At 29.4% G+C, this 17,912-nt stretch carries 19 protein-coding genes; 1 reads left to right on the top strand and 18 read right to left on the bottom strand.

Annotated features, from left to right (window positions below; translation table 11 throughout):
* The first annotated feature begins 101 nt into the window (after nt 1–101).
* On the top strand, nt 102–410 hold the full coding sequence (locus QX51_RS05410) for a DUF1540 domain-containing protein (protein ID WP_039678885.1): 309 nt from the start codon (nt 102–104) through the stop codon (nt 408–410).
* Between the two features lie 53 nt (nt 411–463).
* Here QX51_RS05410 and serS read toward each other — a convergent pair whose 3' ends face one another.
* The 18 genes from serS to QX51_RS05320 form a co-directional block, all read right to left on the bottom strand.
* Nucleotides 464–1,741 carry a serine--tRNA ligase gene (gene serS, locus QX51_RS05405; RefSeq protein WP_039678884.1) on the bottom strand — a complete coding sequence of 426 codons (1,278 nt, stop codon included), beginning with the start codon at nt 1,739–1,741 and terminating at the stop codon, nt 464–466.
* 308 nt (nt 1,742–2,049) lie between these two features.
* Nucleotides 2,050–3,534 (bottom strand): alanine/glycine:cation symporter family protein, encoded by a 1,485-nt coding sequence (locus QX51_RS05400; protein ID WP_039678883.1) that lies wholly within the window; start codon nt 3,532–3,534, stop codon nt 2,050–2,052.
* Nucleotides 3,535–3,926: 392 nt separating this feature from the next.
* The gene (spoIVA, locus tag QX51_RS05395) at nt 3,927–5,402 is read right to left on the bottom strand and encodes a stage IV sporulation protein A (RefSeq protein ID WP_039678928.1); all 1,476 of its coding nucleotides are present in this window, start codon (nt 5,400–5,402) and stop codon (nt 3,927–3,929) included.
* A 92-nt stretch (nt 5,403–5,494) separates the two neighbouring features.
* Nucleotides 5,495–6,517: an NAD(P)H-dependent glycerol-3-phosphate dehydrogenase gene (locus QX51_RS05390; RefSeq protein WP_039678882.1), complete on the bottom strand. Its 1,023-nt coding sequence runs from the start codon at nt 6,515–6,517 to the stop codon at nt 5,495–5,497.
* Nucleotides 6,518–6,542: 25 nt separating this feature from the next.
* The gene (gene plsY, locus QX51_RS05385) at nt 6,543–7,154 is read right to left on the bottom strand and encodes a glycerol-3-phosphate 1-O-acyltransferase PlsY (protein ID WP_039678881.1); all 612 of its coding nucleotides are present in this window, start codon (nt 7,152–7,154) and stop codon (nt 6,543–6,545) included.
* An 18-nt stretch (nt 7,155–7,172) separates the two neighbouring features.
* Nucleotides 7,173–8,498 (bottom strand): ribosome biogenesis GTPase Der, encoded by a 1,326-nt coding sequence (der, locus tag QX51_RS05380; protein WP_039678880.1) that lies wholly within the window; start codon nt 8,496–8,498, stop codon nt 7,173–7,175.
* Nucleotides 8,499–8,512: 14 nt separating this feature from the next.
* Nucleotides 8,513–9,844, bottom strand: a complete 1,332-nt coding sequence (locus QX51_RS05375) for a radical SAM protein (protein WP_039678879.1) — start codon at nt 9,842–9,844, stop codon at nt 8,513–8,515.
* Nucleotides 9,845–9,992: 148 nt separating this feature from the next.
* Nucleotides 9,993–10,193 (bottom strand): capping complex subunit for YIEGIA, encoded by a 201-nt coding sequence (locus QX51_RS05370; RefSeq protein WP_052232892.1) that lies wholly within the window; start codon nt 10,191–10,193, stop codon nt 9,993–9,995.
* On the bottom strand, nt 10,194–11,126 hold the full coding sequence (locus QX51_RS05365) for a YIEGIA domain-containing protein (RefSeq protein WP_039678878.1): 933 nt from the start codon (nt 11,124–11,126) through the stop codon (nt 10,194–10,196).
* Nucleotides 11,127–11,152: 26 nt separating this feature from the next.
* The gene (locus tag QX51_RS05360) at nt 11,153–12,091 is read right to left on the bottom strand and encodes a YIEGIA domain-containing protein (RefSeq protein WP_039678877.1); all 939 of its coding nucleotides are present in this window, start codon (nt 12,089–12,091) and stop codon (nt 11,153–11,155) included.
* 106 nt (nt 12,092–12,197) lie between these two features.
* Nucleotides 12,198–13,487, bottom strand: coding sequence for a PAS domain-containing sensor histidine kinase (locus tag QX51_RS05355; RefSeq protein WP_039678876.1), 1,290 nt, complete (start codon nt 13,485–13,487; stop codon nt 12,198–12,200).
* Nucleotides 13,488–13,503: 16 nt separating this feature from the next.
* Nucleotides 13,504–14,193: a winged helix-turn-helix domain-containing protein gene (locus tag QX51_RS05350; RefSeq protein ID WP_039678875.1), complete on the bottom strand. Its 690-nt coding sequence runs from the start codon at nt 14,191–14,193 to the stop codon at nt 13,504–13,506.
* Between the two features lie 12 nt (nt 14,194–14,205).
* On the bottom strand, nt 14,206–14,916 hold the full coding sequence (gene pgeF / locus QX51_RS05345) for a peptidoglycan editing factor PgeF (protein WP_039678874.1): 711 nt from the start codon (nt 14,914–14,916) through the stop codon (nt 14,206–14,208).
* Between the two features lies 1 nt (nt 14,917).
* On the bottom strand, nt 14,918–15,376 hold the full coding sequence (gene nrdR / locus QX51_RS05340) for a transcriptional regulator NrdR (protein ID WP_039678873.1): 459 nt from the start codon (nt 15,374–15,376) through the stop codon (nt 14,918–14,920).
* Nucleotides 15,377–15,401: 25 nt separating this feature from the next.
* Complete coding sequence (locus tag QX51_RS05335; RefSeq protein ID WP_039678872.1) at nt 15,402–15,671, bottom strand: YlmC/YmxH family sporulation protein; 270 nt, start codon at nt 15,669–15,671, stop codon at nt 15,402–15,404.
* 115 nt (nt 15,672–15,786) lie between these two features.
* Nucleotides 15,787–16,560 (bottom strand): RNA polymerase sporulation sigma factor SigG, encoded by a 774-nt coding sequence (gene sigG, locus QX51_RS05330; RefSeq protein WP_039678871.1) that lies wholly within the window; start codon nt 16,558–16,560, stop codon nt 15,787–15,789.
* Between the two features lie 87 nt (nt 16,561–16,647).
* Nucleotides 16,648–17,367 carry an RNA polymerase sporulation sigma factor SigE gene (gene sigE, locus QX51_RS05325; RefSeq protein WP_052232897.1) on the bottom strand — a complete coding sequence of 240 codons (720 nt, stop codon included), beginning with the start codon at nt 17,365–17,367 and terminating at the stop codon, nt 16,648–16,650.
* Nucleotides 17,368–17,406: 39 nt separating this feature from the next.
* Nucleotides 17,407–17,912: sigma-E processing peptidase SpoIIGA (locus tag QX51_RS05320; RefSeq protein ID WP_039678870.1), on the bottom strand; the 506-nt coding region annotated here is incomplete at its 5' end.

Below are 17,912 nucleotides of genomic sequence, written 5' to 3'. Positions count from 1 at the left end.
CACAATAGAATATATTTCCACAGAAATTATATATCTTTATACATACTTTATTTACTTTAGATAAAAATAAAGTAATGAAGTGTTGATTAGGAGGAAATAATATGTCTGAAAAAAAATTATATTGTCAAGCGACTAATTGTGCTCATAATTATGATAAATGTTGTCATGCTGGTTACATACATATAAGAGGTAATTCTGCAGTAAGAACATCTGAAACTACTTGTTCAACATACTTTGCAGATAGTGTAGGATTTTTTACTAGTGCAATAGAGGTAGGTGGTAATACAGAACCAGAAAATATAATTTGCGAAGCTTATAATTGCATTTATTACAACGACTCTAGATGTAGTGCAGATAGTGTTCTTATTAATTCTCACTTTTCATCATGTGAAACATTTAAATGCAAATAGTTTCCACAAAAAAAGAGAGATATTCATCTCTCTTTTTATTATGTAAATTAAAATTATTTTATAACATCTATTCCCATATATGGTCTTAATACTTCTGGAACTACTACTGAACCATCTGCTTGTTGGTAATTTTCAAGAATAGCGGCAACTGTTCTACCCACAGCAAGACCTGATCCATTTAATGTATGACAATATTCAGCCTTAGAGTTTTTATCTCTTTTAAATCTTATTCCAGCTCTTCTAGCTTGGAAATCTTCACAATTTGAACAAGAAGATATTTCAACATATCTATTGTATGATGGCATCCATACTTCTAAGTCATATTTATATGCAGCAGTGAAACCTAAGTCTCCTGTACATATTCTAACAACTCTATATGGTATGTTTAATTTTTGTAATAAATATTCTGCATTAGCAGTTAATTTTTCTAATTCATCATATGAAGTTTCTGGTGCAACTATTTTAACCATTTCAACTTTATTGAATTGATGTTGTCTAACAAGACCTCTAGTATCTCTACCTGCAGAACCAGCCTCTGATCTAAAGCATGGAGTGTAAGCAGTATAATTTAAAGGTAATTCATCATATGATAATATTTCATTTGCAACTATATTTGTTAAAGGTACTTCTGATGTTGGTATTAAGTAGTAATCAGTTCCTTCAACTTTAAACATATCTTCCCCGAATTTTGGAAGTTGTCCAGTTCCTAAGAATGAGTTTGTATTAGCCATAAATGGTGGTATAAACTCAGTATATCCTTGTTCTTCTGTATTTGTATTTAAGAAGAAGTTGGCTACAGATCTTTCTAGTCTTGCACCTTTATCTCTATATAATGTAAATCTTGAACCAGTTATTTTAGCTCCAGTTTCAAAATCTAAAATTCCTAAATTAGTACCTATATCCCAGTGAGCTTTGAAATCAAAATCAAATTTTCTTGGTTCTCCCCATTTTCTAACTTCTACGTTATCTTCATCAGTATCACCTTGTGGAACGTTTGCATTTGGAACGTTTGGTATTCTAAGTAATCTATATTGTAATTCATCTTGAACTTTTTTAACTTTTTCATCTAAAACTTTTATGTTTTCAGATAACTCTTTAAGCTTAACTTTTTCAGCCTCAGCTTCTTCTTTTTTACCTTCTTTCATTAGTTGAGGTATTTTCTTTTGTTCAACATTCATTTCACTCTTTAAAGCTTCAACTTCTTTTAGTAACTCTCTTCTTTGATCATCTAGTTCTACAACAGCATCAAGATCAAATTCTTTTTCTCCTCTTCTGTCCATAGCTTTTTTAATATCTTCTAGATTTTCTCTTATCCTTTTGATATCTAACATTTTCTTTCCTCCTACATTTTCTCTACCAATTGAATTATGTATATTCCCTGAGAAATATAAAAACATAAAGTATAATTAATCCATTTTAACTATATTTTAAGCATTATAAATTATCTTGTCAAATAATTTAATTCTACCACGTGAATTTCAGTATTATTACTTTATAATATTCATATATAAGATTATAACCAATAATATAAAAAATTTCACATATTATTCTAAAAAATTATAAAAAATTCTATTTTTTATTAAAAAATGGTTCTTGATAAATCAAGAACCATTTCAATAATTTTAATATTTAAATAATACTACTCAACTTTTTGCGCGTTTCTATCTTCCCAGAAATCTGCATTCTTAATTCCAAGTGCTACTGGATCAAATGTAATTTCTTCACTAGATTTACCAGATTTCATTTGTGCCTCATAGTCTTTAAAACACTTCATTACAATATTAGATAGCAATAGTATTGCAACTATATTTAACCATGCCATAAGTCCAACACCTATATCACCCATTGTCCATGCAAGTCCTGCACTCTTAACACATCCAAAGAATATCATTCCTAACATTATAAATTTTAATACGTGAGTTGCCATCTTATTTCCTTTGCCAGTAAGTCTCTTAATCATATAGTTTAAGTTAACCTCAGCTATATAATAATAAGCCATCAAAGTAGTAAATGCGAAGAAGAATAATGCTATAGCAACGAACGCTGCACCAAATCCAGGTATTAGAGTATTAACAGCTCCTTGAGTATAAGCTGGACCTATTTGTTCAACTGTATATTCTGGCCCTGCATTATATATAACTTTGCCAGCAGCATCAAATGTAGTATAGTTATCAGTTATTAATATCATAAATCCAGTTGCTGAACAAACGAATAATGTATCAACATATACTGAGAAAGCTTGAACAAAACCTTGTTTTACAGGGTGAGATACTTCTGCAGCTGAAGATGCCTGCGGTCCAGTACCTTGACCAGCTTCATTTGAGTAAACACCACGTTTAACACCCCAAGCTATCGTAGATCCAATTATACCACCAAAAGTAGCTTCTGCACCAAATGCTGATTTAAATATTGTAGCTATAACTCCTGGTAAAGCTCCTATATTAACAATTATTATTATTAAAGACATTAATATATATGCTCCACCCATAAATGGAACTATAAATTCTGCTGCAGCACCTATTCTTTTTATCCCACCAAATATAACTACACCAACTAAAATAACTAATGCTATACCAGTAATTGTTGTACTTAATCCAAATGCATTTTCAATAGATACTGCTATTGAGTTAGATTGAACACCTGGCATTAATATTCCCATTGCTAAAAGTGTAACTATGGCAAAAGCCATACCATATGCTTTTGACCACCCTTTTTTTCCAAAACCTTTTTCTATATAATATGCTGGACCTCCACAGTATTCACCTTCATGCTTTTCTTTATATAATTGACCTAATGTAGACTCTGCAAGAGCTGAACCTGCTCCTAAAAAAGCTATAACCCACATCCAGAATAGTGCCCCTGGACCACCCCAAGCAATAGCTGTAGCAACACCTGCTATATTACCTGTACCTATACGCCCTGCTAATGCAGTACAGAAACCTTGGAAAGATGAAATACCTTCTTCAGATTTTTCACCCGCGAATAACAAATGTACCATTTCTTTTAAATTTCTAATTTGAGAGAATCTAGTTCTAAGAGAAAAATAAACTCCAGCACCTAGACATAAATATACTAGCCAATTGCTCCATATGATGTTATTGACTGCGTTAACTACGTTTTCCATAAAATCCCTCCTAATAATAAAATTTGTCCCTAAAAAAATTAATATACCTATGAGTAAAAGATATATATTAAATTATATTTATAGCACCCTGTTTTATAACTGAAAAGAATGCAAAAACACATACCTTTATACTCTTATTTAGATTAATTCTATGTTTACTCCAAATTTCCTCTAATTATTTTCAATCTTCTCAAAATTTTCTGAATTATTTTTCAAATCCAAATATCATTGTATTTTGACATATTTTAATTTGCATTATTCTTATAAATTTTTAATTATTAAGAAAAGTTATATTATAATAATTAAAAATAAAAAAGAACTAAACTTATCATATTAAAAGTTTAGGTCCTTTTTTATTATATCAATATTTAATTGTAATCTTAAAATATTCCTTATAACAAAATAGTTATTATATTACTACTACCTTCATTAATAATTTTTTGCAAAGTTTTTTGAATCTTGCATCTTATCTCTTCTGGCATAGTATATAATTTACTTTGTAATTGTTCTTTTACCAAATCATTTAATGATTTACCAAACATATTAGATTCCCATATTTCTGCTGGATTTTGCTCAAACTCTTCAAGTAGATATTTTATCATTTCTTCTCCTTGGTTTTGATTTCCAACTATAGGAGATACCTCTGTTGAAATATCCGCTTTAATTATATGAAGTGATGGAGCATTTGCTTTTAATTTAATTCCATATTGTTTTCCTTGCTTAATAATTTCTGGCTCCTCTAAACTAAGTTCATCAAGAGATGGTGCTACAACACCATAACCTAAAGTTTTTGCATCACTTAGAGCACTTTCTATCTTATCATACTCAACTTTAACTTTTGATAGTTTAGTAATTAAATTAAGTAATTGGCAATCTCCTTCAATTTTGAATCCACTTTGTTCTTCTAATATTTCATAGAATAACTCTTGTTTTGTACATACATCAATGTTTATTACACCTTCACCAAGACTTACATCATCTACCTCACAATCTTCTAAGAAAGGTAACTCATTAAATCCATGTACTACAGAATCTATATCTCTTATTTTGTCAATAGATGCTATAGATTGTTTTAAAGTATTTATTATATTAGTTTTAATCCAATGATTATTAGATAAACCTTCTATCCAATCAGGTAAATTAATTCTTATTTCAGCTAATGGGAAGTCGTATAAAACTGTTTCCATTACTTCTCCTATATCTCCCTCATCCATTTGATCAACATCTATAGGTACTACAGGAACTGAATATTTTTGCTCCAAATCACTTCTTAAAAATGCTGTATCTTCGCTGTCTGGATATTTAGTATTTAATACTACTGCAAATGGCTTCTTCAATGCCTTTAATTCTTTTATAACTCTTTCTTCTGGAATTATATAGTTACTTCTATCAATTCCAGTAACAGATCCATCTGTAATAATTACAATTCCAATTGTAGAATGATCTTTTATAACCTTTTTTGTACCTATTTCTGCGGCTTTTTCAAAGGTCATAGCTTCTTTTGACCATGGTGTAGATACTAGTCTTTGCTTTCCGTCTTCTTCATGACCTAAAGCCCCATCAACTATGTATCCTACGCAGTCCACCATTCTAACTTTTAGAGATACTGTGTCTTTAATCTTTATTTCAACGCCATCAGCTGGAACAAATTTAGGCTCAACTGTCATTATGGTTTTTCCTGAACCACTTTGAGGTATCTCATCTTTAGTTCTTTCTCTTTTGAAGTCATTTTCTATGTTAGGTAACACAAGTGTTTCCATAAATCGTCTAATAAACGTTGATTTCCCTGTTCTAACAGGTCCAACAACACCTATATATATGTCACCTTGAGTTCTTTTAGCGATGTCTTCATATATATTGTTCATAATAATTCCCTCCTGCATATAATTTCTTAGTTAATTATATTTCAGGAGGGAATTTTTTATTACATATATATTTATAGCTTATTTAATTAAATTTATTATTTGAACAAGCCGTTATTAACTACTTCTTCCATTTCATGTTTTTTCGTTCTAGTCATAAGCTCTAATACAGCTTCATTCGGATTAGCACCTTGATATAAAACTGAGTATATTGCTTCAGTTATAGGCATATCAATATTCAAATCCCTAGAAACTTTATATGCTACTTCTGTGGCAGTTATTCCTTCTACTACCATTTGAACTTCATCTAATGTTTCTTGGAGAGTTTTACCTTGTCCCATAAGTATACCTGCTCTTCTATTTCTACTATGAATACTTGTACAAGTAACTATTAAATCTCCTATACCAGCAAGTCCTGTAAAAGTATTTACATTGGCTCCCATAGCAACGCCAAGTCTTCCAATTTCCGCAATTCCTCTTGTCATTAAAGCTGCCTTTGTGTTATCACCATAGCCCAGTCCGTCACACATTCCTGCACCAAATGCTATAATGTTTTTTAATGCTCCTCCAAGTTCTACTCCTATTATATCAGGATTAGTGTACACTCTAAGAGACGGACTCATAAAAGCATCTTGTACTTCCTGAGCATATTCAATTTTTTCACATGCAGCAACCAAAGTTGTTGGCATAAATTTAGAAACTTCTTCTGCATGAGAAGGGCCTGATAGTGCTACGTAAGGATTATTAGGCAATTCTTCTTTTACTACATCTGAAAGTCTAAGTCCTGTTCCTTTTTCTAATCCTTTTGCCACATCAACTAAGATTTGATTACTACTAACAAAAGGTTTAATTTGTTTGCATACACTTCTTACAGCCTGAGATGGTACTGCAATTACAATAATTCTACTATCTTTTATAACCTCTTCTAAATCATTAGAAACTATTAAATCTTCTGGAAAAATAATTTCTGGTAAGAACTTGCTATTTTTTCTAGTATCATTTATTTCTTTAACTTGTTCATTATCTCTTGTCCACATGAAAACTTTATGATTATTTTTATGTAAGCTAAGAGCTAATGCACTCCCCCAACTTCCAGCACCTATAACACACATCTTCTTCATAATAAACACCACCTAATATAGTAATTTAATCTTTCTTTTTTTCTCCTATTTTTCTTTCAGTACCATTTATTAATCTCTTAATATTTTCTTTATGGGTTATAGTCACTGATATAGTTAAAAATAATGTAACTAAAACGCCTTTAGTATTGTGATTTATAAGCATTATTATAGGAGACAAACCGATACCTAGTATAGAGCCTAAAGAAACATACTTAGTTATGGCTACTATTATTATAAAAAACCCTAAACACATTAGTGCAACTAAAGGATTCATTCCTAACATAGAACCTAAAGAGGTTGCAACACCTTTTCCACCTTTAAATCCAAGAAATGCCGGATAATTATGACCAAGTACAACAGCAACTACAGCTATATAAGCACAAATACTTTGGTCCATATGAACACCGTAAGCTATTAACCTAGCTATTAATACTGCGATTAATCCTTTTAATACATCTCCTACAAAAGTTAGTGCCCCAGCTTTTTTACCTAATGTCCTAAGTACATTTGTAGAGCCTGCGTTACCAGAACCTTGAGTTCTTATATCAACTCCAGCAAGTCGCTTTGCTACTATATATGAAGTTGATATATTTCCAAGAAGGTATGCAATTATAATTATAATTAAATAAATTAACATATTAACCCCCTAAAATTTCTATCTTTTTCTATCCTTTTCTTTGTACTCAAATTGCATTGATGTTCCTTCGAATCCAAAGTTCTCTCTTATTTTATTTTCTAAGTATCTTTGATAAGAGAAGTGAGTTAAGTCTTTACTGTTTATATATAAAGTAATCTTTGGTGGTTTAACTCCTGTTTGAGCACCATAGTATATTTTAAGTCTCTTTCCTTTATCTGACGGTGGTTGGTTAAGCATTACAGCTTCACCTATTACATCATTTAATTGTGATGTACTTACACGCTTAGAATGTTCTGCAGCCACTTTATCCACTGTATCTAGTATTTTACCCATCCTTTGATTAGTTACTGCCGATACGAATAATATTGGAGCATAGTTCATAAATGGGAACATATCTCTTATCTCATTAGTGTAATTTCCTAATGTTTTATTATCTTTTTCTATTAAGTCCCATTTATTTACTACAAATATACAAGCCTTACCTTCATCATGGGCAATACCTGCAACTTTTGTATCTTGCTCTGTAACACCTTCTGTTGCATCTATAACGATTAAAACTACGTCCGCTCTAGATACCGCACTCATAGATCTAAGTACAGAGAATTTCTCAACTCTTTCATATACTTTACTTTTTCTTCTTATACCTGCAGTATCTATTAATAAATATTGTTGATCACCTTTTTCAAAGTATGTATCGACTGCATCTCTTGTTGTTCCTGCTATTGGACTTACTATAACTCTATCTTCTCCTAATATTTTATTTAATATAGAAGATTTACCTGCATTAGGTTTACCAGTTATAGCAACTCTTATTATATCTTCGTTATATTCGGTATTTAATCCTTCTGGGAAGTTTTCTACTATTTCGTCTAACAAGTCACCAAGTCCCATTGCATTGGCACTTGATATTGGATGTGGTTCTCCTAAACCTAATTCATAGAAGTCATATATGTTATCTACTAAGTTCATATTATCTATTTTGTTTACTGCTAAGATAACTGGCTTATTTGTTTTTCTTAACATTAGTCCAACTTCTCTATCTGCAGAAGTTATTCCACTCTTTCCATCAACAACAAATACTATTACATGAGCCATATCCATTGCAAGCATAGCTTGGTTTCTCATTTGAGTTAGTATTATATCGTCATTTTCAGGCTCAATTCCTCCTGTGTCTATTAAAGTGAAGTATTTATTTAACCACTCTACCTCTGTAAATATTCTGTCTCTAGTAACTCCTGGTGTATCTTCTACTATTGATATTCTCTTTCCTGCTAATTTATTGAATAGTGTAGATTTTCCAACGTTCGGTCTACCTACTACTGCAACTATGGGTCTATTATCCATATTTATTCTCCTTCCTATTTAGTTATCTTGTCTACTACATCAGTACCTTCATTTTGACATGGTACTACTTCTAAATTTAATTTTTCCTCTAATTCTTTTAAAGTTATATTGTCTAAGAAAATTTCTTCATCAGCTTTCATCATAGATCTAGTTATATATAGAGTTTCTCCTAAATCTTCATTTTTCAATTGGTCAATTAAATCAGTAGCAGTTAAAAGTCCACTAACAGTTATCGTTTCACCAAAGAAATTATTTTTAATTCTATATACATTAATTTCTATATTTTTAAATTTTTCCATTATTCTATTAGCCATATGACACATAAATTCATAAGCAGATTTTCCTGTTGCAATTGATACTTTTTTGGTTTTATTTAATCTATCATCATTTATTGTATCTAGGTATTGTACAATCTCTGTTCCCATTTTTGTTATCATTCCAACACCATCTTCAAATTGGTCAAATCCTTCATATTCATCATATTTTAATAATGGCCTTTTTGCAAGAATATAAAACTCATCTGATAAAAATGCAAATCTAGTATTAAGCTCTTTAAGATATTTTTCTTGTAATTTATGAACTTGATCAATAGTTTCTCCTGAACTTTTCTCGTCAAAAGTTTCCAGTCTAGCAAGATTATCTCTATATCTTGTAATTCCTACAGGAACAATGGCTGCGCTTTTAACATAAGGGCGTAAACTCGCTAAATCTTCCAAGGTTCTTTCTAACTCTTCTTTATCATTATATCCTGGACATAATACAATTTGAGCATTCATTTCTATACCTGCATCAGCTAATCTTCTCATTGTATCAATTAACTTTCCTGCAAATTTATTATTTATCATTTTTCTTCTTAATTCAGGATTTGTAGTATGTACAGAAATATTTATAGGACTAATTCTATATCTTATTATATTATTAATATCATCCTCACTCATATTAGTTAATGTAACAAAGTTTCCTTGTAAGAAAGATAGTCTTGAATCATCATCTTTAAAATAAAGAGTATCCCTCATGCCTGTAGGTAACTGATCTATAAAGCAGAATACACATTTATTTCTACAACTTTTTGCTTTATCTATGATAGGATTAGTAAATTCCATACCTAGCTCTTCATCATAATCTTTTTCAATTTCGTATAAATATATTTTTCCATTTTTTTGTTTTTGAATTTCCAGTTCAATATATTCTTCACTTATTAAAAATCTATATTGAATTATATCTTCAACTCGTTCTTTATTCACAGATAAGAGTATATCGCCAACCTCAATACCCATTTCATCTGCAATACTATTTTTATAAACTTTACTTATTATATTATTAATATTTTTTACGTTTACTTCCATTTTGCATATCACCACTTTTCCACATAAATGTATTATCTAATTTTAGATGTAAATACATCATTTAATCATACATGATTTAAAAAAATTAGTCAACTTATATCTACATCTACGCTATATTAATCAACAAAAGGTACCTCTTTCAGGTACCTTAATGCCTTACTACTATAAGTACTTCATCTGTTATTTGATGAACCATTCCATTTACACACTTTGCAAATAACATTGCGCGTTTTTGTAATTCATCATCATTATTAGCATAAAAAATAGGACATCCCCCTATTGTATTCATATTCTTATCTGTAGTTATAACCGCCAATGTAGCTGAATTTATTTCAATATTATCACTCATTTATACGATCTCCTTTCCTTCAATTTTCATATTATTTAAAGCTATATTTTTTCCTCTAGCACTATCAAGTATAGGACATGACTTCACTGCTTCAATTATTTTTCTCTCATCCTTTTCAATTGGGAAAAATGCTAAGTATAAACATTGATTTTTAGGATTTTTCCTTGGTAAAGGTGTAAAAGCCGGTTCTACAATTTGTTTTAGTATTCCAAGTCTGGAGTAAAGATTGTAACAAATAGCTTGCCTTTGGCCTACATAAGCAATTATTGAAGCATTTTTATAGCTATTATCTCTTGGCATTATTTTTATCCCTACAGCATATTTTAGATATTTTTCTCTATCTTCTTTTAAGGCCACATTAGTTAACCCTTGAAAATCACCTACTTTTAATATGCTTGTATCAACAAAACTCACATCTACAATTGATATTTCAGCAATATCTCCAATACATTGTCTAGATATGCTTCTTCTTAGTATGTAAGCCAAAATAAGACCAAATAACGAACTAACTATTAACGCCGTTGGATCCTTTACTTTAAATTCGCTATTAAGTGCATGATATAATGCTACTGTAAGAAATGATGTTACAATACACATATAATTTCTTATTTCATAGGTTCTTGCAATATCTTCTATAAATGAATTTCCTCTTGATACTAACTGAGTACTTTCTAAAGATTGCAATGTATCTCTTCTATTATTTCTAACTTGTCTAAATTGCTCAGCTGCCAATGACAAAAAGGTAATAGATGTATAGGACCTCTCTAGTAATGCAGGTACAAGTAATGCGCCTAAAGAAGATGCTACAAAAGCAAGAACTATTTGAGAAACAAGCACATTAGGTTGTGCAGGATATTGTTTTTCATCTAAGTTTAACATTATTATTCTAGATAATACCCCAATTATAATCCCTATAAAAAATATTTTATCCATTTTACCACCTCTTTTAACCATTTTCCTTACATATCAAAACCTTTTTTCATATATGCACTTAATTTTCTCTTTGATGTATCTAAAATAGGTGCACTACCAGCTGCTTGCATAAAAATAATTTCGTTTTTATACAAGGGCACCATTATAATGAGAACAGACTTCTTATTAAAGTCCATCCTAGCAATAGGAAATACATCTTTTTCATCCACATCATTATCTACACCTAAGTGCACATAGATAGTATTCATTATTGCTTGTTGTTGACCTATATCACATAAAGTTCCAAATGCACTAAAATCTTTAGGTACTATTTCTATAGCTATAGCCTTTTCTAAATATTTTTTCCTAGTCTCTTTCAAACCTATATTTTCCATATAAACACCATTAACTTTTAATATTGGTCCATCAAAAGATATCTCAGCTGAATAAATATCAGCAATATCTTTTATACTACTTCTTCTCAAAATTCTTACAAAAATCATTCCTACAATGCATCCTCCAATAGCCGCTAAAATCGTACACACTAACATGTGTGCACCATATTTCCTTGCAACATATATATATACTATTGATGCAACTAACGCAGAAAATAAACTTACGTAACTTCTTACCTCATATGTACTTGAAATATTATCTATATATGGTGCTCCTTTTTCAACCATATCTTCATAATCAATATTTTCTAGAGTTATTTTTTCTTGATTAGATAAACCCTGAAATTGTTGAATACCAACAGCTAAAAACGTCAACGCAGAAAATTCTTTATCTATTAGGGCTGGTAAAGCAATTGCTCCTAGCGATGCTGCAAGGCCTGCCACTATTATTTGTTCTAAATAATCCTGCGGTCTTGATGGATATTGCTTATCTTTAACTCTTAGTAGAAAAAATCTGCATAGAACACCGATTATCATAGCTGTAAGAAAAGCGTGTCTAAACAGAGCGTCATTTATTAAACTATCTTTCATTTAATTGAATCCTCCTAAAAATTTCATACTTTACAACAATCAACAAAAACATTTAAATTTTTATAATTTTAGTTTGTGCAAAAATAAAAAAAAATTCCCTAATAATCTAGGAAATTTTTTTTGGTAATCTTATTATAAATTTGCTCCCCTCTCCAAGTTCGCTTTCTACGCTGATGCTCCCCTTTAAAGAGTGAACAATATGTTTTGTTATGGCAAGACCTAAACCTGTACCTCCTACAGATCTACTTCTAGCCTTATCTACTCTATAAAATCTTTGGAATATTTTACTTTGGTCTTCTTTTGGGATTCCTACCCCATTGTCTATAACTTCTATTACTATTTCATTATTTATTGAAAATTGTTTTACAGTTACTTTCCCGCCTTCTGGTGTATATTTAATAGCATTATCTATTAAATTAAGTAATAACTGTTTAACATAGTCACTATAGGCCTGGACTACTATTTCTTTATCTTCAAAATCATATGATAAATCAATTTTTTTGGAATTAGCTATGTAATTTATCATCTCATATACTTCTTTAAACACATCATAAAGTAGTATATTTTCTGTCACTAGATTATTTTTACTTTCTATTGAGGATAGTAAAAGTATATCTTCAATCAATCTTTTTAGTCTATCTGATTCTTTTTGGATTATAGCTAAAAACCTATTTCTTTTATCTACTGGCAAGTCTTCATTCATCATTAAGGTTTCTACAAATCCGTTTATTGATGTCAAAGGTGTTTTTAATTCGTGACTAACATTTGCCACAAAATCTCTACGCATATTTTCTAATTTTACAATTTCTGTTATATCTTCAATATTAATTATAGAACCTATAATGGCATTTTTAGAGTTTTGTAGATATACAGGATCAATTTTTATTCTATAAACAATTTCATCATCTAAAGTTATATTATTAGTTTGATTTTCTTTGCTTCCAATATATCGTTCTATACCATTTAAAATATCATATACATCTATAACTTGTTTAAAATTTTTTCCTTCTTCTTTTCCATTACATTTACTTTTTATCATTTTACGAGCTTCATCATTAATTAAGATAATATTTCCATCAATATCAATAACTATAATTCCATGAGAAATACTCTTAAGTACTGAAGTAAGTTGAAGATGCTTATACTGTACCTCTTCAATTGTATTTTCCATAGTTTCCATCATAAAATTAAAATTTCTAGTAAGTTCACCAAGTTCTCCTCTGGCAGAAGTTTGTAATCTTGAATGAAATTCTTTATCACTTACTTTTTTTGATATTTTGATAAAACTTTTTAAAAATCTTCTTATAGTTATAGTATATCTATATAAAAGTATTGCCACACTACAAGCTAATAGCATAACAAAAAAGTAAAAACTGCTAATAGGTTCCACATCCATATTTTTTCTCCATTTCTTACTCTATTTTATACCCTATACCTCTAATAGTTTCGATATATTTTTCATTACTATCTGAGCTTTCTATTTTCTTTCTTAAATATCTAATATGAACATCTACAGTTCTAGTTTCTCCATAAAATTCATAACCCCAGATCTTATCTAATAAAAAGTTCCTAGATAAAACCTTACCTTTATTTTGAAGTAGTATTTTCAATAAATCAAATTCTTTTAAAGTTAAATCTAGTTTTTCCCCATTTTTAGTAACTTCATGTTTTATCAAGTCTAGTTTTATATCTTTTACTGTTAATACTTCTTCTTCTCTTGGCGAGTTCATATTGTATCTTCTTAATACAGAACTTATTCTAGCTAGTAATTCTTTTATACTAAAAGGTTTTGTTATATAGTCATCTGCACCACCTACTAAACCTTCAACTTTATCACTTTCCATATTTTTAGCCGTAAGCATAATAACAGGTATATTTTTAAGATCTTTATCCCCTCTTAATTTTTTTAATACATCTATACCACTTATATTTGGTAACATCCAATCAAGTAGTATTAAATCTGGTTTATTCTCTTTTGCTTTTAAAAAACCATCAAAGCCATCATAAGAATAGTCTACAATATAATCAGAAGTCTCTAAATTAAATTGCAATAGTTCTACTATATGCTCTTCATCATCAATTACAAGAATCTTGCTACTCATTATTATTCCTCCCTATCTAATTTGAATCATAGTTCCTATCCTCTTTGGTGTTTTGTTATGCTTTCTATAAGAATAGAACTTATCATGATTACAATTAGTACATATTTGAAGATTTATTATATTTTCTTCTTTAACTTTACAATCCTTTAACGTAAGTTCGTTAATTTTCCATAAATCCAAATAGTATTTATTATCTTTTATTATATCGAATTTTCCTGCATGATTTGCTAAATTTATGTTAAATTTTTCAACTAAGTCTTTTGAAACTTCATAACAACAAGGTCCTATTGATGGACCTATTACACAAACTAAGTCTTCTGGGTTAGAGTTATAATTTTTTATCATTTCTTCTATGGTTTTTTTACTTATCTTATCATAAGTCCCTCTCCAACCTGCATGAGCTACTCCTATAGCTTTATTTACTTTGTCAATAATAACGACAGGAACACAATCTGCTGTTAATATCAACAATGGAACTTGAGGAATATCAGTAATTAAAGCGTCTCCCTCTATCCTTTGCCCTATATTATTTTCATCAATTTTATTAACAATACTAGAGTGAATTTGAGAATTTCTTGTTAAATTTATTAAATTAAATTCTTCTTGTTTAAATGTTTTAAATAGGTCTTCTTCATTTTTGGCATCTATATTAGTTGTTGTTATAACTAAATTAACAAAGTCTAATTCTTTTTGTATCTTATCTATTGTTATATAATTCTCCATTTTATTCATCCTTTTCCATTAATATTGTTTTTAATTCATTAACAAAGGTATTTATATCTTTAAATTGCCTATATACAGATGCAAATCTAACGTAAGATACTTCATCTATATCTTTTAGTTTGTCCATAATCATTTCACCGATTATTTTTGTTTCCACTTCAGTCATATAGTTCTTATTTATTTCATTCTCTATAAAAGATACTACTCCTTCAATTTGATCAATTGAAACTGGTCTCTTTTCACAAGATTTTATTAGACCATTTTTTATTTTTTCCCTATCAAAATATTCTCTTGTATTATCTTTTTTTACCACCATAACAGGTGTTGTTTCAATAGTTTCGTAAGTTGTGTATCTTTTTTTACAAGATTCACACTCTCTTCTTCTTCTAATAGAATTACTGTCTGTATGTCTTGAGTCTACAACTTTAGACTCCTTATAGTTACAATAAGGACATTGCATAATTTTCCTCCTTAGTTAAGTTAGCTTAAATTTTTATTTCATCAATGTCTACTTTTCTTTCTGAGCCTATATTTACTATTATTGTGTCACATCCTATTTTTAATATATCATTCCAAAATATTACATCCACATCCATACCTCTAGAAAAGAATCCTCCACTTCCTTCTCCTGTAGTTGAAAAAGATACAACTTTACCTTCATTAACATCTATGTCTATGTCTGTAATAAAACCCATCTTCTTTCCATTTTTCACATTGATAATTTCTTTATCCATTATATCAGATACTCTTATCATATTATAACATCCTCCTTAAAAATACAAAAAAAATATATTTCTCTTTTAATATTTCTATGCAAAAAAATCCTTAGTATTCTTGTACTAAGGATTTATTCTTCATATTTAATTATAATTAAATGTACTTTCTCATGTTTTTTAAAGCATTTTTTTCAATTCGTGAAACTTGTGCTTGGGATATTCCTATTTCATCTGCCACTTCGATTTGAGTACGGCCTTTATAAAACCTCAAGTCTAATACAAGTTTTTCTCTGTTATTAAGTTTTTTTATTGCTTCTTTCAATGCTATTTCTTGAAGCCAGTGCTCATCAGTATCTTTTTTGTCTTGAACTTGATCCATTACAAATATGGCATCCCCATTATCCTGATATACTGGATCAAACAATGATATAGGATCTTGTATGGCATCTAAAGCCATAACAACAGATTCCACATCCAGCTCTAACTCCTTTGCTATTTCTGAAACTGTTGGTTCCTTTGAATTGCTTCTGATTAATTTTTCTCTCACTTGGAGAGCTTTATAAGCAATATCTTTTAGGGATCTACTAACCCTAATAGGATTATTATCTCTTAAATATCTTCTTATTTCACCTATTATCATTGGAACCGCATAAGTTGAAAACCTAACATTTTGACTTAAATCAAAATTATCTATAGCTTTTATAAGACCAATACAACCAATTTGAAATAAGTCGTCAATATTTTCTCCTCTATTGTTAAACTTTTGAATAATACTTAGAACTAGTCTTAAATTTCCCCTAACAAACTGCTGTCTAGCGTCTTCATCTCCTGCCTTTATTTTAACTAGAAGGTCCATCATTTGAGCATTTTTAAGAACTGGCAGTTCTGATGTGTTCACACCACAGATTTCAACCTTATTAATTTGCATAAGTTTCAGTCCTCTCTTAAAAGATTCTTTATATGAAATTATTTACATATCATATATTTTTATACTTTTATCGAGATTTTATTTAACTTATACAAATTTTTTCATTTCCTTTTTTAACCTGCTAATTATTTTCTTTTCAAGTCTAGAAATATAGGATTGAGATATACCAAGGATGTTAGCTACTTCTTTTTGAGTTTTTTCATTTCCTCTCGTTGTTAGGCCAAATCTTAATTCCATAATTTGCTTTTCTCTATCAGATAATTTATCTAATGCCATAAAAAGCAAATTCTTATCTATTTCCTCTTCAATAATTTTATATATTTCATCATTCTCTGTTCCAAGCACATCAGATAGTAATAATTCATTACCATCTAAATCAGTATTTAATGGCTCATCAAATGATACTTCTGCCTTTTTCTTATTATTTTTTCTAAGATACATTAATATTTCATTTTCTATACATCTAGATGCATACGTTGCTAATTTAATATTTTTATTTGATTTAAATGTATTAACAGCTTTTATAAGACCAATTGTTCCTATTGATATTAAATCTTCGACATCTATACCTGTATTTTCAAATTTTCTAGATATATATACTACTAGTCGAAGGTTTCTTTCGATTAATATAGTTTTTACACTCTCATCTTTTTCAAGCCTGTCTATTAATAACCTTTCCTCATCTGGTTTTAGAGGTGGAGGCAATATATTTACACCGCCCATGTAATACATACCATTAGGTTTAATTATACCTAATTTAGAACCTATATTTACTAGCCAAGAGTTTATTTTCCACTTCATTTTCATTAATGTTAATTTCAATTATAACCCTCCCCATTTTAAGACCTAAGAAAGTATACTCGGATTTAATATAGCATTATAATTGTCGTCTTTAAAATTAGATATGCCAAGTACAATATTTCCTATCTTTTTATTATCAATTTGTAAATAGTCGGCTTTAAATCCCAGTATCATACTAGTTTTATTACTAGTCGCGTGGTTATAAGGGATCAGCCTTACCCTGGATGATATATCTTCACTTAAGCTGTTGATGATTTCTTCTGCCAAAAGTACATCAACATATTCATAACTATAATTTTCAGGCAAATATTTGTTTAACAAAGAAGAATTTATCATAACTACATCACTTTTACTTAAAGGATCTTTTAGCAAGTTACCACTATCTAATAGTGCTATACACTTAAGATCTTCTCCAAGAAATGATATTGTAATTTCCTTGGTAAATTCTTTAATATGACTTATTAATGTAATATCCGAATATATTTTTTTTAGTATAAGACAACTAATATATACGGAAATTATTACAAAAGAAATTTTTATGTGTTCTATAC

This window comes from Terrisporobacter othiniensis (assembly GCF_000808015.1).
GTDB lineage: Bacteria > Bacillota > Clostridia > Peptostreptococcales > Peptostreptococcaceae > Terrisporobacter > Terrisporobacter muris.
Note: the sequence above shows the minus strand (reverse complement) of the source record. Positions and strands in the feature narration are given on the sequence as shown.

Excerpts from the sequence above, each read along its gene's own strand:
- QX51_RS05410 (WP_039678885.1), top strand. The coding sequence starts at position 102 with ATGTCTGAAAAAAAATTATATTGTCAAGCGACTAATTGTGCTCATAAT.
- serS (WP_039678884.1), bottom strand. The coding sequence starts at position 1,741 with ATGTTAGATATCAAAAGGATAAGAGAAAATCTAGAAGATATTAAAAAA.
- QX51_RS05400 (WP_039678883.1), bottom strand. The coding sequence starts at position 3,534 with ATGGAAAACGTAGTTAACGCAGTCAATAACATCATATGGAGCAATTGG.
- QX51_RS05390 (WP_039678882.1), bottom strand. The coding sequence starts at position 6,517 with ATGAAGAAGATGTGTGTTATAGGTGCTGGAAGTTGGGGGAGTGCATTA.
- plsY (WP_039678881.1), bottom strand. The coding sequence starts at position 7,154 with ATGTTAATTTATTTAATTATAATTATAATTGCATACCTTCTTGGAAAT.
- der (WP_039678880.1), bottom strand. The coding sequence starts at position 8,498 with ATGGATAATAGACCCATAGTTGCAGTAGTAGGTAGACCGAACGTTGGA.
- QX51_RS05375 (WP_039678879.1), bottom strand. The coding sequence starts at position 9,844 with ATGGAAGTAAACGTAAAAAATATTAATAATATAATAAGTAAAGTTTAT.
- QX51_RS05370 (WP_052232892.1), bottom strand. The coding sequence starts at position 10,193 with ATGAGTGATAATATTGAAATAAATTCAGCTACATTGGCGGTTATAACT.
- QX51_RS05365 (WP_039678878.1), bottom strand. The coding sequence starts at position 11,126 with ATGGATAAAATATTTTTTATAGGGATTATAATTGGGGTATTATCTAGA.
- QX51_RS05360 (WP_039678877.1), bottom strand. The coding sequence starts at position 12,091 with ATGAAAGATAGTTTAATAAATGACGCTCTGTTTAGACACGCTTTTCTT.
- QX51_RS05355 (WP_039678876.1), bottom strand. The coding sequence starts at position 13,487 with ATGGATGTGGAACCTATTAGCAGTTTTTACTTTTTTGTTATGCTATTA.
- QX51_RS05350 (WP_039678875.1), bottom strand. The coding sequence starts at position 14,193 with ATGAGTAGCAAGATTCTTGTAATTGATGATGAAGAGCATATAGTAGAA.
- pgeF (WP_039678874.1), bottom strand. The coding sequence starts at position 14,916 with ATGGAGAATTATATAACAATAGATAAGATACAAAAAGAATTAGACTTT.
- nrdR (WP_039678873.1), bottom strand. The coding sequence starts at position 15,376 with ATGCAATGTCCTTATTGTAACTATAAGGAGTCTAAAGTTGTAGACTCA.
- QX51_RS05335 (WP_039678872.1), bottom strand. The coding sequence starts at position 15,671 with ATGATAAGAGTATCTGATATAATGGATAAAGAAATTATCAATGTGAAA.
- sigG (WP_039678871.1), bottom strand. The coding sequence starts at position 16,560 with ATGCAAATTAATAAGGTTGAAATCTGTGGTGTGAACACATCAGAACTG.
- sigE (WP_052232897.1), bottom strand. The coding sequence starts at position 17,367 with ATGAAAATGAAGTGGAAAATAAACTCTTGGCTAGTAAATATAGGTTCT.